The 22,533-nt window shown below is 69.9% G+C and carries 19 protein-coding genes and 4 tRNA genes; 11 read left to right on the top strand and 12 right to left on the bottom strand.

The window, feature by feature from the left end:
* Nucleotides 1-5: 5 nt before the first annotated feature.
* The 4 genes from OG912_RS15490 to OG912_RS15505 all read left to right on the top strand — a co-directional run bounded on the left by OG912_RS15490 (nt 6) and on the right by OG912_RS15505 (nt 3,530).
* Nucleotides 6-416 carry an SHOCT domain-containing protein gene (locus tag OG912_RS15490; protein ID WP_327709846.1) on the top strand — a complete coding sequence of 137 codons (411 nt, stop codon included), beginning with the start codon at nt 6-8 and terminating at the stop codon, nt 414-416.
* Nucleotides 417-740: 324 nt separating this feature from the next.
* A complete protein-coding gene (locus OG912_RS15495) occupies nt 741-1,484 on the top strand; it encodes an FHA domain-containing protein (protein ID WP_327709847.1) in 744 nt (247 codons plus the stop codon).
* Nucleotides 1,481-2,824 carry a protein kinase domain-containing protein gene (locus OG912_RS15500; protein WP_327709848.1) on the top strand — a complete coding sequence of 448 codons (1,344 nt, stop codon included), beginning with the start codon at nt 1,481-1,483 and terminating at the stop codon, nt 2,822-2,824. The genes OG912_RS15495 and OG912_RS15500 overlap by 4 nt, the downstream gene beginning before the upstream one ends.
* Nucleotides 2,825-2,951: 127 nt before the next feature.
* Entirely contained in the window at nt 2,952-3,530 is a 579-nt protein-coding gene (locus OG912_RS15505) for a peptidoglycan-binding domain-containing protein (protein WP_327709849.1), read from the top strand.
* 86 nt (nt 3,531-3,616) lie between these two features.
* Here the strand turns inward: OG912_RS15505 and OG912_RS15510 are convergent, their stop codons facing one another.
* Nucleotides 3,617-5,533, bottom strand: coding sequence for an alkyl/aryl-sulfatase (locus OG912_RS15510; RefSeq protein WP_327709850.1), 1,917 nt, complete (start codon nt 5,531-5,533; stop codon nt 3,617-3,619).
* Nucleotides 5,534-5,762: 229 nt separating this feature from the next.
* Here OG912_RS15510 and OG912_RS15515 point away from each other — a divergent pair, with 229 nt between their 5' ends.
* Nucleotides 5,763-6,023, top strand: coding sequence for a hypothetical protein (locus tag OG912_RS15515; RefSeq protein ID WP_327709851.1), 261 nt, complete (start codon nt 5,763-5,765; stop codon nt 6,021-6,023).
* Nucleotides 6,024-6,170: 147 nt separating this feature from the next.
* Here the strand turns inward: OG912_RS15515 and OG912_RS15520 are convergent, their stop codons facing one another.
* Together OG912_RS15520 and OG912_RS15525 are read right to left on the bottom strand one after the other, a co-directional pair.
* On the bottom strand, nt 6,171-7,112 hold the full coding sequence (locus tag OG912_RS15520; RefSeq protein ID WP_327709852.1) for an SDR family oxidoreductase: 942 nt from the start codon (nt 7,110-7,112) through the stop codon (nt 6,171-6,173).
* Nucleotides 7,113-7,159: 47 nt separating this feature from the next.
* On the bottom strand, nt 7,160-7,792 hold the full coding sequence (locus OG912_RS15525; protein WP_327709853.1) for an NADPH-dependent F420 reductase: 633 nt from the start codon (nt 7,790-7,792) through the stop codon (nt 7,160-7,162).
* 280 nt (nt 7,793-8,072) lie between these two features.
* On the opposite strand from OG912_RS15525, the gene OG912_RS15530 reads away from it, so the two are divergent.
* Nucleotides 8,073-8,984, top strand: coding sequence for a LysR family transcriptional regulator (locus OG912_RS15530; RefSeq protein ID WP_327709854.1), 912 nt, complete (start codon nt 8,073-8,075; stop codon nt 8,982-8,984).
* 129 nt (nt 8,985-9,113) lie between these two features.
* Here the strand turns inward: OG912_RS15530 and OG912_RS15535 are convergent, their stop codons facing one another.
* Nucleotides 9,114-10,130 (bottom strand): ArsR/SmtB family transcription factor, encoded by a 1,017-nt coding sequence (locus OG912_RS15535; RefSeq protein ID WP_327709855.1) that lies wholly within the window; start codon nt 10,128-10,130, stop codon nt 9,114-9,116.
* Between the two features lie 26 nt (nt 10,131-10,156).
* Between OG912_RS15535 and OG912_RS15540 the strand changes: the two genes are divergently transcribed.
* A complete protein-coding gene (locus OG912_RS15540; RefSeq protein WP_327709856.1) occupies nt 10,157-11,494 on the top strand; it encodes an MFS transporter in 1,338 nt (445 codons plus the stop codon).
* A 104-nt stretch (nt 11,495-11,598) separates the two neighbouring features.
* Here OG912_RS15540 and OG912_RS15545 read toward each other — a convergent pair whose 3' ends face one another.
* The 8 genes from OG912_RS15545 to OG912_RS15580 form a co-directional block, all read right to left on the bottom strand.
* Nucleotides 11,599-11,817 carry a hypothetical protein gene (locus OG912_RS15545; RefSeq protein ID WP_327709857.1) on the bottom strand — a complete coding sequence of 73 codons (219 nt, stop codon included), beginning with the start codon at nt 11,815-11,817 and terminating at the stop codon, nt 11,599-11,601.
* A 24-nt stretch (nt 11,818-11,841) separates the two neighbouring features.
* Nucleotides 11,842-12,333 (bottom strand): AAA family ATPase, encoded by a 492-nt coding sequence (locus OG912_RS15550; RefSeq protein ID WP_327709858.1) that lies wholly within the window; start codon nt 12,331-12,333, stop codon nt 11,842-11,844.
* Nucleotides 12,334-12,583: 250 nt separating this feature from the next.
* Nucleotides 12,584-12,657: transfer RNA gene (locus tag OG912_RS15555), tRNA-Lys, on the bottom strand.
* 91 nt (nt 12,658-12,748) lie between these two features.
* Nucleotides 12,749-14,353, bottom strand: coding sequence for an amino acid permease (locus tag OG912_RS15560; RefSeq protein WP_327709859.1), 1,605 nt, complete (start codon nt 14,351-14,353; stop codon nt 12,749-12,751).
* A gap of 68 nt (nt 14,354-14,421) precedes the next feature.
* A complete protein-coding gene (locus tag OG912_RS15565) occupies nt 14,422-16,563 on the bottom strand; it encodes an FG-GAP repeat domain-containing protein (protein ID WP_327709860.1) in 2,142 nt (713 codons plus the stop codon).
* Between the two features lie 231 nt (nt 16,564-16,794).
* Nucleotides 16,795-19,083 carry a DEAD/DEAH box helicase gene (locus OG912_RS15570; RefSeq protein WP_443060982.1) on the bottom strand — a complete coding sequence of 763 codons (2,289 nt, stop codon included), beginning with the start codon at nt 19,081-19,083 and terminating at the stop codon, nt 16,795-16,797.
* Nucleotides 19,084-19,294: 211 nt separating this feature from the next.
* The gene (locus tag OG912_RS15575; RefSeq protein ID WP_327709862.1) at nt 19,295-19,870 is read right to left on the bottom strand and encodes a hypothetical protein; all 576 of its coding nucleotides are present in this window, start codon (nt 19,868-19,870) and stop codon (nt 19,295-19,297) included.
* A 176-nt stretch (nt 19,871-20,046) separates the two neighbouring features.
* Nucleotides 20,047-20,397, bottom strand: coding sequence for a metallopeptidase family protein (locus OG912_RS15580; RefSeq protein ID WP_206309567.1), 351 nt, complete (start codon nt 20,395-20,397; stop codon nt 20,047-20,049).
* Nucleotides 20,398-20,482: 85 nt separating this feature from the next.
* On the opposite strand from OG912_RS15580, the gene OG912_RS15585 reads away from it, so the two are divergent.
* The 4 genes from OG912_RS15585 (at nt 20,483) to OG912_RS15600 (ending at nt 22,507) form a co-directional block, all read left to right on the top strand.
* Nucleotides 20,483-22,048: a metallophosphoesterase family protein gene (locus OG912_RS15585; RefSeq protein WP_327709863.1), complete on the top strand. Its 1,566-nt coding sequence runs from the start codon at nt 20,483-20,485 to the stop codon at nt 22,046-22,048.
* 176 nt (nt 22,049-22,224) lie between these two features.
* Nucleotides 22,225-22,297: transfer RNA gene (locus OG912_RS15590), tRNA-Glu, on the top strand.
* A gap of 36 nt (nt 22,298-22,333) precedes the next feature.
* A tRNA-Asp gene (locus OG912_RS15595) sits at nt 22,334-22,408 on the top strand.
* Nucleotides 22,409-22,430: 22 nt separating this feature from the next.
* Nucleotides 22,431-22,507: transfer RNA gene (locus OG912_RS15600), tRNA-Phe, on the top strand.
* The last annotated feature ends 26 nt before the right edge of the window (nt 22,508-22,533 follow it).

Genomic DNA, 22,533 nt, shown 5'->3' on the forward strand with positions numbered 1-22,533 from the left:
GAACGATGGATGACTACCCCCTGCTCAACCTGTTCTGGACCATGCTCTGGTTCTTCCTCTGGATCATGTGGCTCTTCCTCCTGTTCCGGGTCATCATGGACATCTTCCGCAGTGACGACCTCGGCGGCTGGGCGAAGGCGGGCTGGCTGGTGCTGGCCCTGGTGCTGCCGTATCTGGGCGTCCTGATCTACGTCATCGCGCGCGGCAAATCCATGGGGACGCGCGATGTGAAGGAAGCGAAGGAACGTGACGCGGCCTTCAAGGCGTACGTGAGAGACGCAGCGGGCACGTCCGACGCGAACGGTGCGCCGAAGAGCAGCCACGTCGAGGATCTGTCGAAGCTCGCGGACCTCAAGGACAAGGGCGCCATCTCGGAAGAGGAGTACCAGCGGGCGAAGACGAAGCTCCTCGTCTGACCCCCGGATCGTCTGACCCTCGGATCGGCTGATCCCCGGGCACACGGCGGCGGTGCCGGCAGCTCCACGGCCGGCACCGCCGTCGTGCCACGGTGAACGACGCGGGCGGCGCTCCCCCGGCGTACCGCCCCTACGCCGTCCGCGTCGCTCACCGCCTCAATAAGTACCAGCCCCTGAGGCGGAATTGACCCTATGAGGTCAGAGGTGGACGCGACCCGCCCGGACCGCTCGAATGCCTCGGCCGTCCGTGCACGCCTCCCGTAATCTGCCCGGTGTTGGACTGGGGAAAGCAACCCCGAGCAATCGGGGGAGGGGGACGACTCCATGTACAGCGTCATCGTCGTGCCGCCGTCGTGCGGCAGTGTCACCGAACAACTGAGGATCGGCGCCGGCGAGCGCATCGAGTTCGGCAGGGCGGAGCCCGGGGGCGGCGGACTCGTCATCGCACACGCGGGGGTTCCTCGGATCGCCGGGGAGATCGCGGCGCACCGAACGTTCTGGCTGCTGAGCAATCTCAGCGAGGACCAGACCTATGTGGTGGAGAACCCGGAGGGCGCCGGCGAACACGTCAAGGTCGCGCCGGGCCGCGTGGACGCACCCGTGCCCTTCGAGCTGTCGCGGGTGACCCTGCCCGCCGCGGGCGACCTGCTCACCTTCGACGTATGGGCGCCGCGGCACGCCTTCCGCACCGCCGAGCGCGGCGAGCTGGAGGGCGCCGGCACCGTCCCGGCGTTCGCCCTGGACCGCACCAAGCGGTACTTCGCGGTCCTGGCCGCCCTGTGCGAACGGCGCCTGCGCGGTGAGCCCAGCGCCCCGTTGCCCGCCGTCGAGGAGATCGTGGAGCGGCTGCGCCCCAGCTGGCCCAAGGTCAGCCGCTCGGCCGTCTACTGGAACATCGACTACCTCGCCCTCAAGTTACGGCTGCGGCCGGGCCCGGACACGGCCGAGCCCGGCCGGCGCACGCACGGCAAGAAGGAGTCCCTGGCGTCGCTCGCCCTGCGCTTCGACCTGGTCCGCGAGGACGACCTCGTGGCGCTCGCGCCGGTCCCGTCCGAGGCGGCGCGGTGACCCGGCGGCCGTACGCGGTCCCGGTGCCCAAGGGCTACCGGATCGGGCTGTGGGAGGTGCGCGCGCCGGTCGCTTCCGGGGCGTTCGCCACGGTCTACGAGGCGGTCCGCCGCACCGCCTCCGACGACGGCGAGCTGCCCCACCGGGTGGCGCTGAAGTTCCTGCCCACCGGCACCCGCACCCCGCGCCAGCTGCACCACCTGCGCGACCTGGCCGACCGTGAGGTGCAGCTGCTGCGACGGCTCCGCTCGCCCCGGCTGATCCGGATGTACGACACGCTGACGGTCGACGACCCGGACCACCCCGAGCTGGACGGCTCGACCGTCCTCGTACTGGAACGGGCCGAGGGCTCCTTGGACGCCGTACTGGCCCGGACCCCGGCACCCGGGTCCGGGCCCGCGCTGCTGGCCCAGATCTGCGAGGGCCTGCACCAGCTGCACCACGCCGGCTGGGTGCACGGCGATCTGAAGCCGGCGAACGTACTGCTGATGGCGGACGGTTCGGCCCGGCTCGCGGACTTCAACATGGCCGCGGAGATGGAGGGCACCCACGCCTACACGCCCGCCTTCTCCACCCCCGACTACACACCGCCCGAACTCCTGTGGCCGGAGGTGGACGAGCGCGGGACACGGATCCGGCCCTCCGCCGACGTCTGGGCCTTCGGCGTACTCGCGCATGTCGTCCTGACCGGGGAGTTCCCGCTTCCCGGCAGCACCTCGGAGGCACGCTCCGACGCGGCGATGCGTTACGCGAGCGGCCGTGAGGAACTGCGCCTGTCCCCCGGTCTCCCCGATGCCTGGCGGGAGATCCTGCGGGACTGCCTGGCCCCGAACCACTGCGAACGTGCGGCCGGTACCGCCGAGTTGCTGCGCCGCGTGGAGGAGGCGACGGGCACCGCCCGGTCGGCCCGGCTGCCGAGGCTGCGTCCCCGGCGGTGGCGCCGTCCGGCCCTGGTGGCGGCCCTCGCGGCAGCGGTGGTGGGTGCGGCGGGCCTCACCTACTCCGCCCCGTGGGAATCGGACCCGGCCGCCGCGGCGCCCCCCACCTGCGAGAAGCCCGTGGTCTACGAGGACGCCTCCCACCGGGCCGGATACATGGCGGGCCACAGCGGCACGTGGGACTTCACCATCAAGCGGGGAGACGGCGGAAGCCAGGTCAGGGAGTTGCAGTGCCTGCTCAGGCATCTGCACGGCATCGAAGAGGTCGGCGAGGTGGACGGCGACTTCGGCCCGATGACCCACGGGGCCGTCGTCATCTTCCAGAAGCGGGCGGGGCTGGACGCGGACGGCATGGTCGGACCTGCCACCTGGCGCGCGCTGCGCAGGGGCGAAGCGGCATGAAGACCGCTGAGCACGGGGTGCGGACTCTCCACACCTGAAATGTTGCAGGTACCGTCACCGCCCCTTCCCGCCCAGCATGGGCACAGCGAGAACAACGCGCTTGAACCCAACGGGGGAAGGACCCTTCATGAGCTTCCGTACCACTCGCGCCCGCCTCTGCACCGCCGCCGTCGCCGCGCTCGCCGCCGGCACCCTGGCGGTGGGCGCCTCACCCGCCGCGGCCTCCGCCTCCAGCGGATACGTCAGCGGAGCCGACTCCTACTACGACGACTTCGGGGACGAGGGCACCCTTTCGACGTCGTCGTACTCCAGCTCCAACGCCACCTGCCTGTGGCAGATCATCCTGCTGGCGGAGGGCGCCAAGGAGAGCAACGGCACCGCCTTCGACTGGGCCGACATCGACGGCCACTTCGGCCCGAACACGAAGGAAGCCACGGAGAGCCTCCAGAGTTCCTGGAGCCTCGGGGTGGACGGCAAGGTCGGGCCGCAGACCTTCGGCGCCGCGGACACCCAGTGGAACTCGTCCACCGGCAGCGGCGAACTGGAGTACCGCGGCGCCGGCTCGACCGACGCCACGAAGTTCAAGCTGCGGTACCACGGCGCGAAGGCCTACTTCGACTTCTACCGGACGGCCTCCGGGCAGTACCGCTTCTTCCACGACGGCGCTTGGCACTACGCGAGCTACGCCTCCAACACCTGCGACTGACGATCGCCTGTGCTCGGACGGTGGGCGCACCGGCCACAGGCCGGTGCGCCCATCAGCGATTCCGCCCCGCCGCTCGACGGACCTGCTCAGGGCGTGACGATGTTGAAGTGCGGGTCGAAGGTATCGATCACCGTGGCGAGGACGTCGAGACTCGCGGTGTCACCGTCGGTCCGCAGGCCGTATTCGGTGATGGTCGCGGCGGCGTGAGCCGGGTCGAGCAACAGAGCGGCAAGGGCGGGCTTGGGTCCTGCAACGGTGAGTCGGGCGTCGCCGGCGTGGCCGGGTCGTGCGTTGAGGACACCGTGGCGCACCCACATCGTCCAGTCCTCGCCGTCAGTGCTGCCCGGCTGGGTGAAGGTGAGGTTGACGCGTACGTCGACGTCGTTGGCGGCCCGGCCGTTGATGTGGACTCCGACGAAGTCGAAGAGCAGGCCGATCGGCATCGCCAGGATCGTGTCGAGGTTGTCCGTGCGGACGCCCTCCTCGGTCCGTACGCCTTCACGGAGCTCCTGGGCGGCGGTCAGGAAGACCGCCCGGTACTGGGGGACTTCCTGCTGGTATCCGAGCTGTTCGTACGCGTCCGCCTGAAGGTTCTTCGCCTCGGTGTCGTCGGGGTCGGCGAAGACGAGGTGGTGCAGGATCTGGACGGCCCAGCGGTAGTCGCCGGACCCGATCGCGGACCGGCCCTCGGAGAGGATCCTGTCGCGGCCGATGAGGTCCACGTGTCGTCGGGCGTGGTCCTGGGGCAGCAGCGGCATGATCGTCGCGGGATCGCCGTCCCAGAAGCCGAGCTCCTTGTGGAAGACGGCGCGAACGTTGTGGTGCAGGCCGCCGTGGTAGTAGCGGTTGAACCACTTCTTGCCGATGGCGTCGGGGAGTTCGACGATCTCCGCGGCCTCCAGCGGGGTGAGTCCCTGGTTGGCCAGGCGCAGGGCCTGGTCATGGATGTACTTGTACATGTCCCGCTGGGAGGCGAGGAACGTGGTCACGTTGTCGTTGCCCCAGACCGGCCAGGTGTGCGGTCCGTAGTGGACCTCGGCGTCCTCGCCCCACCTGACGAGTGTCTCGTCGAGGTAGCGGGCGAAGTTACGGGCGTCGCGGGTACGGGCACCGCGGATGGTCTGGATGTTGTGCATGGTGTGGTTGGCGTTCTCCGCACAGGTCAACGCCTTGATCGCCGGGATCCAGATGTGCATCTCCTCCGGCGCCTCGGTGTCCGGGGCATAGAGGAACTCGAAGTCCCAGCCGCCGAGCGTGCGCACCTCGCCGGTCCTGGTGATCGGGTCCGTGGGCGGGATGTAACTGAACTTCGTACGAGAGCCGTCGTCCTCGGAGCCGATGCCGCCGGTGACCACACCGCAGTCGCAGTGCGGCAACAGGAGCCCGAAGGTGTATCCCATGCGCCTGGACATGGCGTTGCCGGTGATGACGTTCTCACCGATGGCGTGCTTGTTGAACGACTCGATCGTGCCCGGGGCGACGATCGGAACCTTGCCGGAGGTGACGTCGGCCTCGTCGACGATGCCCTTGATGCCGCCGTAGTGGTCGAAGTGCGTGTGGGTGTAGATCGCGGCCACCACCGGCTTGTCGTTGCCGGTCTCGCGGCGGAACAGTTCCAGTCCTGCCTTGGCCAGCCCCACATCGGTGCCGAAATCGATCACCACCAGGCCGTCGGGGGCGTCGACGATCGTGATGTTCGCGCTGAGGCGGATCTGGTAGAGGCCCTCGACGACCTTGTAGAGGCCCTCACGCCTGATCAGCTGGGACTGCCGCCACAGGCTCGGATTCACCGAGTCCGGAGCGGGGGCGTCATCGGTGACGTAGTCGAGCATCCGGCCGTCGCGCAGCAGGTCGCCCTCCTCGCTGTACAGCTTCTCCGGAAAACCGGCGAGGAAGCCACGGTCCACGTCGGCGAAGTCCGCCCGGTCGGCCATCGCGTACCTGGCCACCGCCTCTCGGTTGACCTCGGCGGTGAACTCACTCGCCTGCTGCGGCTCAGCCATGCTGCAACACACCCCTTGACGCCAATACACCCGAATGGTGCGATTAGTATTTAGCAGACTAAGCGGGCATTCAGTGGCTTGCGACCAGGCGCGGGCAAGGGATTACGTTCCTTCCCTCTCGTATCGAGCTGAGTGCCCCTCCCTTGAAGGCGGAGGCGCGAGACGGGGCGCCTGCGGGCGCCTGGAGGTACGCCCCAGGGACGGCGACCCCGATACGGGAACGGTGGCCGTGGACCTGCTGCCACAGCACGACCGGGTTGATCCGGAGGCGGTCCTCGTTCGGCAGCCTCGGGAGGAGGCACCGTTCGACTACGGCTGGCCCGGCGCCGCTTGGCATCCGGCGGACGATCCCGAACTGGTCGTGCGGGCCCAGCAATGGGACGACGGCCCCTGGCGCTGGATTCTCTTCGTACGGGGAGAGCCGCTGCCCGACGAGGCGCTGAGGCGTGTCCAGCACACCATCGAGTGGCGACCCGCCCGGTTGCTTTGACCGTCCGGTTGCTTTGACCGTCCGGTTCAACCGCCCGAGACGATGGGTGCCGCCCTCCCGGACGGACGCCGAGATGGCCGGCCACCTGCGGCCGCCGCAACCTGGACCAACTGCGCACGACGCGGACAGCGACTCTGCTCCCTGCCGTCAGCCGGCGGAGAAGTAGTGCCCGTTGTCCAGATCGGCTAGCACGCCGGGCTGAGCGGGTTCCCAGCCGAGGGTCCGGCGGGTGATGAGGCTGGACGCCGGAAGGTCCAGCGTGACCGGATTCGCGAGGAACCCGAAGTATCCCGGCAGCATCAGTACGTCCGCGGGAATGCTCACGGCGGGCAGGCCCAGACGGCTGCCGATGGCCTCGGCGATCTCGCGGAACGGGATGCCCCCGTCCTCGATCGCGTGCCAGTACCTGCCGGCCGGCCCCTTCTCCAGCGCCAGGCGGAACAAGGAGGCGACATCGCGGATGTGCACGGCGTGCCACAGGTTCGCGCCGTCTCCGGGGTAGCCGACAACGCCCTTCTCCTTCGCGAGCGCGATCAGCAGGGGGAGGAACCCCACCCTGTCGGTCGTGCTGTGCGCGATGGGGGGAATCCGCACGACCGAAGACCGGACTCCCCGCTCGGCGAGGCCCACCACGGCGATTTCCACGACGTTACGAACCCGCAGGGTGCCCCTGTACTCGTCGCCGCCGGGAAGGGCCGGGTCCTCCTCGGTGGCCGGCCGGCCCAGGTCCTCCCACCCGGGCGAGCCTATACTCCCCGCGGCAACCAGCGGCTTTCCGGTTCCCGCGAGTGCCTCGCCGAACGCAAGCACGGCCGGAAGCTCGGCGGCGGCCACGGCGTCGATCCCGCCGGACGGAAGCAGGTCCTGCCTGTGCGCGAGGTGGATGACGCCGTCGGAGTCCGCAGCCGCCTCCTTGAGCCCGTCGAGGTCCTGGAGGTCGCCGCGACGCACCTTCGCACCCTGCGCGGACAGCGCCGCCGCAGCAGTCTCCGACCGGGCCAGGCCGGTGACCTCGTGCCCGGCGGCGATGAGCTCGGGGACGATGTACGAACCGGAATGGCCGGTCCCGCCAGTGACGAAAACGCGCATGCGACTGCCCTTCTGAGGATGGATGAGAAGTGGTCGTGCGAGTGCGCTCAGCCGAGAACGCTGACGCCGAGGAAGAAATTGGTGTGCTTGACGGAGTGGGCGACGAGGCCCAGCATCAGCAGGGCCGCGTTCTCCAGTGCCCGCGCCATGGGCAGCTGCCCGGTATCCATCGGGCGCATTCCCAGGCTCTCGATGAACGCCGAAACGTGCGCCTTTGCCTGCGCGTCATCGCCGGCGATGAACACGTCCAATGGGCGGCCCTCGGCTGGGCCGGCGGCCAGGACATTGGAGTACAGGGTGTTGAACGCCTTGACGACATGCGCGTCGGCGGGGGCCGCCTTGGCGATCTCCTGTGCGCCGGAACTGCCCTCAGGGGTGACAAATCCCGTGAAATCGGCGTTGACGGGATTGGTGATGTCGATAATCACCTTGCCGCGCAGCGCGTCCCCGTACTCGCTGACCACCGCCGCCGCGCTGCCGTACGGCACGGCGAGGACAACGATGTCCCCGGCCGGAGCGGCACCGGCCGCCCCCACGGTGGCACCGACGAGCGCGGCGGCCACTTCCTTGGCTTTGGCCGGGTCGCGGCCGATGATCTCGACGGCGTTGCCGCCGGCAAGCGCCCGGCCGGCGAGGGCGCCGGCCATGTTGCCCAGGCCGATAATGCTGATGCCGCTCATTGGTGTTCCTGCTTTCTGAAGCTGGACAGGCGTCGTTGACGGCGATGCCATTGACGGCGATGTCGTCGAATCCGTTGAATGACACGACGGGCCTGACTCAATTCGCGATGCGCCCATTCCGATTCCGGGCCTCGCCATGAAGTCTCGATATCGAGTTCTCATACCGAATGCGCCCGGCCTCATCAGGCCCTTATGGAGAGTCCCATTGCCCTGATGGGGTGTCCAATACTTCTTTCAGCTGTGGCGATACCCTGGGGGCATCGCCGGACCGGGAGGCTCCATGGATCTGGACCTACGCAAGTTGCGTTACTTCGTCGCCGTCGCCGAAAAGCTGCATTTCGGTCGCGCCGCCGATGAGCTGCACATCGCGCAGCCGGTGCTCAGTCGGCAGATCCGCGCACTGGAACAGGATCTCGGCACCCCGCTGCTGACAAGGGACAGCCACGGCGTGGCACTGACCGACGCCGGCAGACAGTTGCTGACCGACGCCGGCCCGCTGCTGGCTTCCGCGCACGCGGCCCGCCGCCGGGTGACCGTGGCCGCGCGGGGCGGCCGGCGGCTCATGGTCGGCTTCCGGGCGGGCATCGCGGTCGCCCCGGCGGTACGGACGTTCGCCACCCGGCACCCGAGCGTGATCGTGGACGTACAGCGCATCGAATGGGACGACCAGGCGACGATGCTGCTCGACGGCCGCATCGACGTCGGCTATGTACGGCTGCCCATCGACGAGGCCGGTCTGCGCGTCACCCCGCTGTACACCGAGCCGCGGGTGGCGGTGCTGCCGGCCGGCCACCGACTGGCCGGCCGGGAACAGATCACCGAGGCGGACCTGGCCGGCGAGCCGCTGGTCTGGCACGCGGACACGAGCACACAGCCCACCAGGCGCCCGCACCCCAACTCCGGGTACCTGGTGCGCGGGGTGGACGAGACGCTCGAACATGTCGCGGCCGGCCGGGGCATCTCGTTCCTGGCCCGTTCGGCGACCGTGTTCCACTCACACCCGGACGTCAGCTTTGTGCCCATCCCGGACCTGGCGCCCGATCAGGTGTGCCTCGCGGTGGCGGCCTTGCGCACCTCGCCGTTGGTCGACGACTTCTTCACCGCGGCTCAGGAGGCGGCCGAGATCACGGCAGAGTGCGGGAACTATGAAATGTGGCAGCTCGGAAGCGGTGCCGTTTCAACGCGGGGTTGAGCAGTTCGTCCGACCGTCTGCGGGACCGGGCATCCCTGCCGGGCTGTGCCGGAACGTCCGCTCACGCATCGCTCACGCGCAGAGGACGGCGAGGAAGTGCCGGCAGAAGGGACGAGAGCCCACTCTCGTTCAGTCGCCAGAACCGTCGTCGACGTGCGGCTCACACAGGGCCGTGCCGAGCGCGCTGCGCCGGTATCGGACGTGGCGCCCGTGACGGGTTCGCTCCAGGAGGTGAGCTGCTCGGAGGACGGACAGGTGCTGGCTGACGGCGGCGGGGGTGACGCCGAGGCGGTGGGCGAGCTCCGTGGTGGAGGCGGGCTCGGACAGAAGAGTCAGCAGGCGCGCGCGCGGAGCGCCCAGAAGCCGTTCCAGAGCCTGGGAGGCCGGCGGCTCAGGACGTTCGGAGAGGGTGGCCAGGCCGCGTGCGCCGTAGACGATGTGCGGCAGCGCCTGGGAGCTGAGCATGGTGGAGACGCCGTCCGCGAAGCAGCTGGGGGTCAGCAGCAGGCGGCGTCCGTCGATCGGGATCTCGGTCGGGGGAGAGGGCCACGGTCCGCTGCGTTCGATGGTGAGCATGTCCTCCGCCCAGGACAGCCGTGAGCTGATTCCGGCGAACAGGGCGTCCGCGCCGCCTTCGGCCAGGACGCGGGAGCGGTACGCGATGTCGGCCTCCAGCATCGCCTTGGCCCTGGGCCACCAGACGGGTCGCAGGCACACCGCCCAGTACTCCTCCAGGGCGTCGGCGATATCGGTGAGCAGGCGGGCCGGGTCTCCCCAGGCGTCGGCCAGCCTGGCCGGAACCGGCTCGCCCAGCGGCAGGAACGTCTGCTCCAGCCCCGCCCGCACCACGGCCGGGTCGGTGGCGCGCAGCGCGTCGAACTCACGACGGACGTCGGGCGCCGAGGTGTGCGGGCGAGGGGTGAGAAAATCGGGGACCCAGTACCGGCGCCGGGCCACCAGCGAGGTCAGCAGAACGTGGTCGAGACGTTCGAAGGCCGGGCGGAGGCCGGCGAAGGTCTCGCGCAGAGCGGGGAAGCGCCACGCATGGCCACTCCACATCCGCAGGCTGAGAACGGTCTCCTGCAAAGGCGAGTGGGCGAACGAGGTCGCCGCGAGGTCGGCCACGGCGAGACGGAAGCGAATCATTAAGCACCAGGGTAAATCCATTCCGCGTGCGTCAGACCGAAGATGTGCTGGTGGCCATGACCACCAAGACCACCCCGGCGCCGATCCCGGCCTCTCCCGCCCCGCCTCACCGGCTGAGCGGCGACCCGACCGTGCGAGGGCTCGCCGCGTTGCTGTCGGTCAACGCCGTCGGCAACGGGCTCTTCCTGACCATCAGCGCCCTGTGGTTCACCCGGGGGCTGGGGTATCCCGTCGCGAAGGTGGGGCTGGCGCTCACGGTGGCGGGACTGTGCGGGGTCCTCGCCGCCCTTCCCGCCGGCCGCGCGTGCGACCGCTGGAACGCGAAAAGCGTGCTGACCTGCCTGCATCTCCTGCAGGCAATCGCACTCGCCCTGTACGCCGTCGCCGGGTCCTTCCCGGTCTTCCTTGCCCTGGCCTGCCTGGCCACGGCCGGCAGCCGCGCCAACGCCGCTGCGCGCGGCGCCCTGTACGCGCACACTCTCCCTCCCCACCTGCGCACCCGTGCCCTGGCGCTCCTGCGGGCGGTCAACAACGTGGGCATCGGGGCGGGCGCCGCCCTCGGATCGGTCGTCCTCGCCTTCGACACCGACGCGGCCTACCGGGGGGCGATCTGCCTGAGCGCCGCCGCGTTCCTCCTCGCACTGATCCCGCTGCGCGCGATTCCCTCGACGGCCCGCCCGGCACCCGCGCAGCCGCCCCGGACAGCCCGGGCAGCAACATCCCGACGAGGCGCCCCCGTACCTGAGTCCGGTCGCCACGTGCCCCACCCGCTTCGCGACGTGCCCTATCTCACCGTCACCGCGCTCAACGCGATCATCAACACCCTCTACGTCGTTCTCGAAGTGGCCCTGCCGCTGTGGCTCCTCACCCGTACCAGCGCGCCGCAGGCCATGGTCGGCTGGCTCCTCGTCACCAACACCGCGCTCGTCGTCGCCTTCCAGGTCCGGGCCGCCCGCGGTGTCACCGGACCGGTCCAGGCCGCGCGCGCCTTCCGCCGTGGCGGCCTCCTCGTCACGGCCGCCTGTCTCGCCGTCGCGTGCTCCGCCGGCCGCTCACCGATCGCGGCCACGGTGATTCTCATCGCCGCCGTAGTCCTGCTCACCCTCGGCGAGGTCACCTCGCAAGCCGGCAGCTGGGCCCTCTCCTACGACCTGGCACCCGATCACGCGCAGGGCACCTACCAGGGCATCTACCAGACCGGAATCTCCGTCAGCCAGGCACTGGGCCCCGGCCTGCTGACCACGTTCGTCCTCCCGCACGGCACCGCGGGCTGGGCCGCCCTGGCCACCGTCTTCGCCGGCGCGGCACTCGCCCTGCCCGCCACCACTCGCTGGGCGGTACGGGAACGCCGGGTGGACCGGTGAGCCGGTTCCCACGGGCGGGGCACGTGCGGCCGGGCGGTGCATTCGAAGGACCCGACCAGGTGTCGGGGTGCCGCTGATCCGGGGCCGATATCTCCCGCCGGCTCTCACGTGAGTTGGTGGCCGAGCTCAGCCGGTTCTCGGGCAGCTTTCGGCGAGGTGGTGACCCGATGGGTCACAGTCAGGGCCTGGCCTTCGGTTGCCGCCTCGAAGGACAGGCCCCCCGTGCCGTAGCCGTTGCCCGACGGGGAGTCGAAATCAGCCTGGCGCTGGACACCTGATCCGGCCCGACTGTCGACCGCGGCCTGGACCTGCGCGAAAGGCATCTCAGCCAGGGAACTCTGTCAGGCTCAGGTTGGAAGTACCGGGGGCTCTTCGCCCTCCCCCACAGGGGCTTCGGAGTGCTCGGCGATCCAGGCGAGGGTCTCTGGCGAGATGACGCCGTGTTCCGTCTCGTTGTTTCGTACGGCCAGGCGCCGCAACAACTCATCGTGATCAGCCTGGAAGTGGACGAGCCGCCACCTGCCACCATGGTCCGTCACCAACCGCTTGTATTCGTCCCTGACCGCGCGCGTGCCCAGACCGTGATCCAGCACCACCGAACGGCCTTCCCGCAGGAGTACGACGAGCTGTCGCTTGACGTCCTCGATCACGGGTGCCTGAAGCGCGAGGTGTTCGTGCTCGGCGTGGTCCTTGCCGATCCGTCCGTGCCGAGCTGTCATCTGGTCATCCACTGACAGACGGACGACACCAACTCGGGCTGCCAACGCCTTCGCGAAAGTGGTCTTACCTGAGCCGGGCATGCCGGTAAGCAGCCATACGACAGGCTGAAGAACACTCATCCGGCTGACCCTAACGGTCCCGGCGCCCTGTACCGAAGTCGACGGCATCCGCAGCAGGTCATGACCATCGCCCCACCCGTCCCCAGGCAGCCGTCACCGCTCCCCGCCCCATCCGGCACCGGTTGAATTGGTGGCTGTCGCTCACGCATCGCGCACACAAGCACCCCCGAACAACAGAGCGCCCCATCCGGAATGAACCGGACGGGGCGCTCCACCGCAGGTCAGAGAGTTGCCCCTGCCCTGCGATCGGTAGGCCGTGTGGGACTCGAACCCACAACCAACGGATTAAAAGTCCGCTGCTCTGACCAATTGAGCTAACGGCCCTCGGCGAATCACCCCCGAGCATAGCCCGCCGCGGCCCGGCCGCCGATCGGGTATCGGTTGCCGGGCCCCGCCGTCGTTGCAGCGGCCTCGATCAGTGGGGTGTATTGCGGGCGATCGTGCGTTTGTGATCCGGATTGAGGAACCAGTGACGGGCCGAGGCGAACCACCAGGTGGCGGCGAAACCCAGCACCACCAGGACGGCTACCGGGGCGTAGTTGAAGGTCTCCCAGGTGACGGGCGAGACCTGGGGCAGCATGAAGAGCACCGTGATGACCGCCACCCACACCACCGCGACGATGCCGATGGGGCGGGACCAGCGGCCGAGGTGCCAGGGGCCTGGGCGGAAGTCGTCGCCGCGCAGGAGGCGGAGCAGGGTCGGGATGACGTACGCGATGTAGAGGCCGATGACCGCGATGGAAGTGACGGCGGCGTACGCGGTGACGTTGATCAGGTACGGGAGGCCCAGGACCAGCGCTCCGAAGGCGGCCAGCCAGACCGCTGCCACGGGGGTGCGGGTGCGGGGGCTGACCGTGTGCCAGACGCGGGAGAAGGGCAGGGCGCCGTCCCGGGAGAACGCGTAGATCATCCGGCTGTTGGCGGTCACGGAGGCCATGCCGCAGAAGAGCTGGGCGCCGATCACCACGAGGAGCAGGAGCTTGCCCGTGGTGGCGCCCAGGGCGTCGAGGAGGATCTGGGCGGGCGGGGCACCGGTCGGGGAAGCCAGGGCTCCGTCGTACGACTGGATGGCGAAGGTGAAGCCGAGGAGGAGGACGAAACCGGCGATCCATGACGTCCAGATCGACTGGACGATGCCGCGCGGTCCTGCGGTCGCGGCGTCGTGCGTCTCCTCGGTCATATGGGCGGAGGCGTCGTACCCGGTGAAGGTGTACTGGGCCATCAGCAACCCGATCATCACCACGTAGAAGCCGCTGCCCCAGCCGGTGTTGTTCACGAACTCGGTGAAGACGAACGACGCCGACTGGTGCGTGTCGGGTACGAAGGTCAGCGCGCCGACGATCACGGCGACACCGAACACGTGCCACCAGACGCTCACGCTGTTGAGGATCGCGACGATGCGCACGCCGAAGGTGTTCAGCAGCCCGTGCAGCAGCAGGATCGCGGCGAAGAGAAGGATCGTGCGGCCGGGCGTGACCCGGAAGTCGAACTGGAGGTTCAGGTACGCCCCGAGGAACGACGCCGCCCCGAAGTCGATCCCGGCGGTCACGGCGACCTGGCCGAGCACGTTGAACCAGCCCGTGAACCAGGCCCAGGCCGCCGCCGAGCGGGGCGGGGCCAGCCGGTGGGCCCAGAAGTAGAGGCCGGCGGAGGTCGGGTACGCCGAACAGATCTCGGCCATGGCCAGCCCGACGAACAGCGTCATGAGGCCGACGCCGACCCAGCCCCAGGTGATGACGGCGGGACCGCCGGTGTTCATGCCGAACAGATACAGCGTCAGGCAGCCGGAGAGCACCGAGATGATCGTGAACGAGACGGCGTAGTTGGAGAAGGCGGACATACGCCGTGCGAGTGTCTGCGTGTATCCGAGTTCGGCCAGTCTCGCCTCGTCGGATCCGGCCGGCGGACCGGTGGGGAGGGCCTCCGTCACGCGGGCGTCGACCGCAAGCGCGTCTGCCGGACCGGTTGCGTCGGCGGGGGCGGGTTCCTCGGACGGGGCACCACGGGGGTTGATTGTCATGCCCCCAGCGATTCCCTCGCCGGGGGCATGACATGCGCCGCTTGCCGGCCGTGTAGGCCGTCAGCCCCTCAGAAGATCCCCTTGTACGGCCCCCACCCGGTGGCGATCTGTGTACGGGACCCGAACGAGCCCTTGCCGTTGCCGTTGTTTCGGTACAGCTTGCCCGCCGTGTCGCGTACGACGATGTCGTTCTTTCCATCGCCGGTCAGGTCGCCGACGCCCACCATCGCGTTGTACGAGCTCCCCCAGCCCGAGAACACCTGCACCCGCGGCGCGAATCTGCCGTTGCCCAGGCCGTTGTAGCGCCACAGACCGCCCTTGCGGTCGTGGCAGAGGAGGTCGGCACGGCCGTCGCCGGTGATGTCACCCACGCCGGTGATCTGGGCGTACGTCTTCCAGTTGGTGTAGATCCTGACCTTCGGCGCGAACTTCCCGCCGGCCGCCCCCGGGAAGAGGTACATGTCGCCGGTGGTCGTCTGCCGGGCCAGAAGGTCGGCCCGCCCGTCCCCGTTCAGATCGCCGGGCGAAGTCAGCACGTCGAACTGCTGCCAGCCCTTGCCGATCGTGGTGTGGCTGCTCTGCGGCGAGTAACCCGAGTTGCCGCAGCGGCCGGTGTACTGGCGCAGCTCGCCGCCCGGGATCCGTACGAGCAGTTCGGCGCACCGGTCGCTGCCGGTGTCCGCGAACGGGACGGCGAGGGTGCCGGCCGGCCAGCCGGTACCGGTCCTCTTGCCCGAGAAGCTGCCCGATGTCTGCCCGAACTGAACGGTCAGCCCACCGGACGGATTGAGGGTGACCAGGTCACCGATGCTGAAGAGTCCCTGGTCGTGAAAGCCCGCGATGCCGCCGCCCACCCCGATGTTCGCGCTGGTGGTGTACGTCCCCGACCCGTCCTCGGCCGTCGCCCGCAGGGTCCAGGTGTGTCGGCCGTTGCCGGTGTACTTTCCCGCGTCCGTCCGGCCGTCCCACGTAACGTCCGCCTCGGTGCCCGAGCCGCCCTTGAGGGTCCGTACGGTACGGCCGGTCCAGTCCTTGACGGTGTAGGTCCAGGTGACGGGCTTGTTGAACTGCCAGGTTCCGAGCCACGAGGGCAGGCCGTCCACGCCCTTGAGGTCGATGTGCTCCTGGTCACTGTCGGAAGCCATCTTTGCCAGGGGCTGTGCGGGCACACCGCTGGGCACGATGTGGATGGACTGGGCGGCATCCACATAAGCGATGTCCCCGCCGAACTTGTCCACCGCCCAGGTCAGCCGTCGCTGGTCCGCGGTCTTCCCGCCGGGCAGGTCGGCCACCGCCCGGGGAGCGGCGGCCTTGCCCGTGTGGAAGTCGGTCAGCAGCAGCTTTCCGGCGGTCCGGTCGTGCCGGACGAGGTAACCGTCACCGACGAGGGCGGGCCCGGACGGCACGGTGAACGACTTCTTCGCCGTACGGTCGTACACCCCGGCCGCCCCGGTCGTCCCGCAGTTCCAGTAGAGCCAGCGTCCGACCGCGCGCACCTCCTTGATCACGCAGGGGGCGCCCGTGGCGAGTGTCTGCACGACCTTCCGCTGCTCCAGATCGGTGGCGGAGAGTGCGCCGGTGGTGGAGGTCGCCGCCCAGAGCGTGGTGCCCCAGACGGATGCGGCTGTGGGCTTACGGACGACGGGGTCGGCGGTGGCCCGGTAGCTCGGGTGCATGCCGGCCTGCTGTTCGGCGGTCGAGCCGCCGTTGACGACCCATGAGCGCCCGGTCATATCCACGATCTTCGCGGTACCCGCCGGGTAGGACGTGCCCCCGTAGTGCGAGGTTCCCGACATCCTGTAATTCACGCTCTCCAGGCCGGCGTTGTCGCCTTCACCCTGGACGAACACGACGCCGAAGCTCCCGTTGCCCGCGCCGACCAACTCCACGCAGGCACCCACGTCGCAGGGCACGCTCCTGAGGTGAGCGCCGTTGGCAAAGGGGCCCACGTACCCGCGGCTCTCCCGCTCCCCCACGGTCACGCCGTCGGCCGACACCTGACGCTCGTACACCATCCGGTCACGGCTGGGGTTCAGCTCCACGGTGTTCAGCCGCCCGCCGGAGAAGTCGAGGCCGTAGGTACCGGCGGTCGCCACGACGGCCGGAGCCGCCGTGGGGGCAGCCTCGGCCGGAACCACGGCCGTTGTCAGGACGGTCGCCCCCACCACGGATCCCACCAGTGCTGCACGGCCACGGACAAACGCTGTCAAAGCAGTTCCCTCCCGGGTGATGGATCGAACACGGGGAGGACGCGGCAGCGTGTGCTGCGGTCTGTGCGAAGTGTGAAAGCCCCCCGGCCCCAACTCCCCCTGCAAGTCGGCTGACTTTAACAGCAGCCTCACAGGCACCGATAGGGGATTTCGAACCCGTTCAACAAAACAGGGCCCGTACATCACCGAGGTGATGTACGGACCCTGCCTGGCAGTCAGGCGATCGGACGATCAGCCGTTGCGCTTCCAGCGCGGCTTGTCGTCACGACGGCCGAAGGAGCCGGTGCTCGTGCCGGTTCCCGTGGAGCGGTGGTCGTCACGGCGACCGGTGGGGCGGTCGGCGGCGCCGCCGGAGCGGAAGCCACCGGACGGACGGTCGTCACGACGGTCGCGGTTGAACGGACGGTCGCCGCCACCGGAGCGGAAGCCACCGGACGGGCGCTCGTCACGACGGTCGCGGTTGAACGCCGGACGGTCGTTGTCGCGGTTGAAGCCGCCCGCCGGGCGGTCGTTGTCGCGACGCTCGAAGGAGCGGCCGCCACGGTCGTCACGACGGTCGCCGCCACCGGAGCGGAAACCGCCCGAGGGACGCTCGTCACGACGGTCACGGTTGAACGCCGGGCGGTCGTTGTCACGGCGCTCGAAGGAGCGGCCGCCACGGTCGTCACGACGGTCGCCGCCACCGGAGCGGAAACCGCCACCGACCGGACGGTCCTCACGACGGTCGTTGCTTCCGCGGAACGACGGACGGTCGCTGCTGCCGCGGTAACCGTTGCTGCCGGCCGGACGGCCGCTGCGCTCGCCGACACGGTCGCTGCCGCGGTCGTTGCCGCCGCGGTAACCGCCACGGTCGCCGCCGCGGTTGTCCCGGCGCTCGTAGTTGCCGCGGTCGTCGCGACGCTCCTCGCGCGCTGCGGGCTGCTCCGGCACGGAGGTGGCGGCCAGCAGTGCGGCCTCCGCCTCGGCGGCGACCTCGGCCACCGCTGCCTCGGGGTCGTCGCCCCGCTCGCGTGCGGCGCGGGCGACCAGACGGTCGGCCTCCTCGCGCAGCTCCACGGCACGGCGCTGGATGCGCTCCAGCTGCTTGGTCAGGTCGGCGGCCTCGCGCTCGGCCTGCTTGGCGGCGTTGTTCGCGGAGTCGGCCTGGACCTCGGTGAGCGAACGGGCGCCGGTGATCTCGGCGACCTCCGGCTCGAAGACGCCCGCGCCCTGGACGATGTGACGCGAGGCGTCGACGCCCGCGTCCTCCATCAGGCGGAAGATCTGGCGACGCTGGTGCGGAAGCGCCAGCGAGACGACGACACCGGACTTGCCGGCACGCGCGGTACGGCCCGAGCGGTGCAGGTAGTCCTTGTGGTCACCGGCCGGGTCCACGTTCAGGACCAGGTCGATGCCGTCGACGTGGATACCGCGGGCGGCGACGTCGGTCGCGACGAGCGCGTTGACGTAGCCCTTCTTGAAGTCCTCGAGAACGCGGGTACGGGCGCCCTGGGTCATGCCGCCGTGCAGCGCGTCGGCCTTGACGCCGGCCTCGATGAGCTGCTCGGCGATGCGGTCGGCGCCCAGCTGGGTGCGGACGAAGATGATCGTGCGGCCCTTGCGGGCGGCGATCGCCGAGGTGACCGGCGCCTTGTCCTTCGGCTTCACGACGAGGACGTGGTGCGACATGGTCGAGACGTTGCCCTGGGCGGAGTCGACCTCGTGGGTGACCGGGTTGCTCAGGTAGCGCTTGACCAGGGTGCCGATCTCGTTCTCCATGGTGGCGGAGAAGAGCATGCGCTGGCCGCCGCCGGGGATCTGGTCGAGCAGCTCGGTGACCTCGGGCAGGAAGCCCAGGTCGGACATCTGGTCGGCCTCGTCGAGGACGGCGACCTGGACGTTCTCCAGGGAGCAGGCGCCCCGGTTGATGATGTCGCGCAGTCGGCCCGGGGTGGCGACGAGGACGTCGACACCGCGCTCCAGCGCGTAGATCTGGTTGCCCATCGACGTACCGCCGCAGACGACCTTCATCTTCAGGCCGAGCACGTCGCCGTAGGGCTGCAGTGCGTCCGCGACCTGCATCGCGAGCTCACGGGTCGGGGTGAGGATGATCGCGCGGGGCTTCTTCTTCTCGGTGTGCCCACCCGACAGCGCGGTCAGGGTCGGCAGACCGAAGGAGAGGGTCTTGCCGGAGCCGGTACGGCCACGGCCCAGGATGTCCTTGCCGGCCAGGGCGTCCGGGATGGTCGCGGCCTGGATCGGGAAGGGCGCGGTCACACCGTTCTGCGCGAGCTTGCGGACGATGCCCTCGGGCAGGCCCAGCTCGGCGAACGTGATGGTCGGCTCGGCGTCCGCCTCGTCGGCGACGGCGGAGTCGGCGTCTGCGCCGGATTCGGCCTGCTCGGCCTGGGGGGCGTCGGTCTCGACGGTCTCTGCGACCTCGGCGACGACGGCCTCTGCGGCCTCGATGAGCTCGGCGCTCTCGACGTCGTTCTCGATGCTCTCGGGCATGACGGTGTGGTCAGAACTGGAAATTGACATGCGAAATGCGAAACCTTCCGGAGTCTCGGCACGCGCCCGTAACTCCGTGTTTTCGCAATTTCGACCGCCTCAATGCGGTCCAGCCACGGCAAGGGAGAGTACGCGCCACACGGCGCTCTTCTGTGTCGGCGCCGGGCAATGGGATCAAACGATCTATAACCATACGCACTCTTCCCCCCATTGCGCAAACCGCCCCTTGCCGGTGACCCCCTCAGGCCGGTCCCACCTGCGGTGATGCCTCCGGAGTCCGCATCGCGTACACGCCGTCCGGCACACCCGAAGCGCCGTTACGGGACTGAGCGGCCGGAGACGCCGAGGGCACCGGCGGCGCCGGTTCGGAGGGCTCCGGCTCGGGCTCCGGCGGATCCGGCGGCTGCGGGGTCTCGGGGGTACCGGGTCCCGGGTCGGACGGTGCGGGCGGCTCCGGCTGCTCGGGAACCCCGGGGCCCGGTGCGGAGGGCGTCGGCGTCGCCGGGTGGCCGCCCCTTGCCGGGCCGGACCCGTCGGGTTCCGCACCGGGGCTGCCCGAGGGGGCGGCCGAGGCACTCGGGCCGGCGGACCGGCCGCCCTCGCGCTCGGAGTGCGCCCCGGCGCCGCCTCCGGAACGGGCCCGGCCGGTACCGGCCACCGTGGATCCGTCCGGCTCCGCCACCGATCCCTTCGGCGCGGAGGAGCGGGAGGGCTCCGGTTTCCCGCCGTCGGAGCCGACGCTCATACAGCCGGTGGACGCGGCGATCGTCACCGCAGTGACGGCCGCCCAGCGGACGGGAACGGGCAACTGGCGCACGGGGGCACCTCCGGGGGCGCGAAGAAGGACGAGGCATCACGGAAACGAGCCGGGAGCGCTGTGCCCAACTCCCGCCGCCCCGCCGGGGACACGCCCCCGGTCCAGGCCCGCACACCTCGTTCACACCTCACGGGTGTGCCGCATCTCACCCGGAAATCCGCGCGCGGCCGCCGCCATCACCCGTACCCGAGCGCGTGCAGCCTCTCGTCGTCGATGCCGAAGTGGTGGGCGATCTCGTGCACGACCGTGATCTCCGTCTCGGCGACGACGTCCTCGCGCGACTCGCACATCCGCAGCGTCGGCCCCCGGTAGATCGTGATCCGGTCCGGCAGCACTCCCGCGTACCACTCACCGCGCTCGGTCAGCGGCGTGCCCTCGTAGAGCCCGAGCAGTTCTGGATCATCGGATTCCGGTTCGTCCTCGACAAACACCGCGACGTTGTCCATCAGCCGGGTGAGCTCCGGCGGGATCCGGTCCAGCGCCTCGCCGACCAGTTCCTCGAACGCTTCCCGCGTCATCTCCAGCACCCCGCCATTGTCACGTACGGGCGCCTGATGTGCCCCGGTGTGCCGGAAGCGCATATCCGCCTTCCCGCCGGGGCATACGCGCCCAATGGCCCGCGACCCGTTCCGTGCCGCAGCAGCCCGCGTCCGGCACCTCATCCGCCCCCGCCCACGCCCGCGCTCCGGCAGTCGGCCCGGCCGCCGGTCCGCCAACAGCCGCCTGCTCGCCGGTTCGCCGCGTCCGCTCGCCCGCGCGCTCGGCCTGGTCGCCGTCGTGCTGTTCGGCGCCTGGCTGGGACTGCTCGCCGTCGGCAGTGTCCGTACGCCCGTGGGCCCGATGGACACGACCATGACCCTGCGGCCCTCCCTCAGCGGCGGCACCAAGATCAACGTGTCCCCGCTCGGAGCGCTCGAACTGGACTCGCACCACGCCCCGGTCCGGCTCGACGTCGATGTCGACCGTCTCGACCCGGTCCGCTCCGAGGCCCTGGTCCAGCACCCCGAACGGCTCGCCGGCCTGGAGGACGAGGTGAGCGGCGACGTGAGCGCCGGCGCCCGTGAGCTCGCCGTGCGCTCCTGCGTCGCGGTCGTCTCCGGCGCCACCGCGCTCGGCCTCGCCGTCTACCGCAGGCCCCGGCGCGCCCTGGCCGCCGGCGGGCTCGCGCTCACTCTGCTGGCCGCATCGGGCGTCAGCGCGTACGCCACCTGGAATCCGGAGTCGGTCCTGGAGCCGAAGTTCTCCGGGCTGCTCTCCAGCGCCCCCTCCGTCGTCGGCGACGCCCGCTCGATCGTCACCGACTTCGACGTCTACCAGCAGGAACTCGCCCGGCTGGTCACCAACGTCACCAAGCTGTACGACGCCACATCGACGCTCCCCGTGTACAGCCCGGACCCCGCCACGCTCCGCGTCCTGCACGTCTCCGACATCCACCTCAACCCGGCGGCCTGGCACATCATCGGATCGCTCGTCGAGCAGTACGACATCGACGTGATCATCGACTCCGGCGACACGATGGACCACGGGGCGGCCGTGGAGAACAGCTTCCTCGACCCGGTCAGCGATCTGGGCGCGCCCTACGTCTGGGTCCGGGGCAACCACGACTCGGCGGTGACGCAGAAGTACCTGGAGGGGAACAGGCGCTTCAGGAACGTGCACGTGCTGGACGAGGGCCGCGCGGTGAACGTCGGCGGTCTGCGGGTGGCGGGCATCGGGGACCCGCAGTTCACCCCGGACCGCACGGGTCCGGAGCAGGCCGAGGGCGCCCAGCGGGCAGCGGGCCTGCGACTCGCCGCCGCGCTGCGCGACCAGCGGCGGGCGGGCACCCCGGTCGACATCGCCGTCGCCCACGAGCCGGAGGCGGTGAGGCAGACGGACGGAACGGTCCCCCTCGCCCTGGCCGGCCATGTGCACCACCGGCAGAACGAGCTGATGAAGGGCGGCACCCGGCTGATGGTCGAGGGCTCCACGGGCGGCGGCGGGCTGCGTGCCGTACAGAACGAGAAGCCGGAGCAGGTGCTCGCGTCGGTGCTCTATCTGGACCGCTCCACCCGCCGTCTACAGGCCTGGGACGAGATCACCCTGGGCGGCCTCGGCCTGACGACCGCCGAGGTCAGCCGCCATCTGCCGAAGGAGAGCCGGCCCGGCGCGACGCCCTCCCCTATTCGGTTTGGCTGACACCGAAACGCACGTGTATTGTCTCCGACGTGCCCAAGGGCGCCGGTCAGGGCTCGACCGTTCTGAAACCTCAAAGGTTGAAGGAGAAGCGGAACCTCTTGAGGGGAAGCGGAGTCGCCGGCTTCTCACTTTCCCTTCGGGCGACTGACGTAGAAGCAAGCTGTACCAGCAGTTCTGCCCTCATCGTCTAGTGGCCCAGGACGCCGCCCTTTCAAGGCGGTAGCACGGGTTCGAATCCCGTTGGGGGCACGCACAACCTGTGCGACACTTAGTCGCACAAAGCTTGGTCCTGTGGAGCAGTTTGGAGTGCTCGCCACCCTGTCAAGGTGGAGGCCGCGGGTTCAAATCCCGTCAGGACCGCTGCAGCCCGTATGAGCTGCGTGGCTGGGTAGCTCAGTTGGTACGAGCGATCGCCTGAAAAGCGATAGGTCGCCGGTTCGATCCCGGCCCCAGCCACCACCCGAAGGCCCCGTCCACCGGACGGG

The sequence above is a fragment of the Streptomyces sp. NBC_00464 genome, assembly GCF_036013915.1.
Lineage (GTDB): Bacteria > Actinomycetota > Actinomycetes > Streptomycetales > Streptomycetaceae > Streptomyces.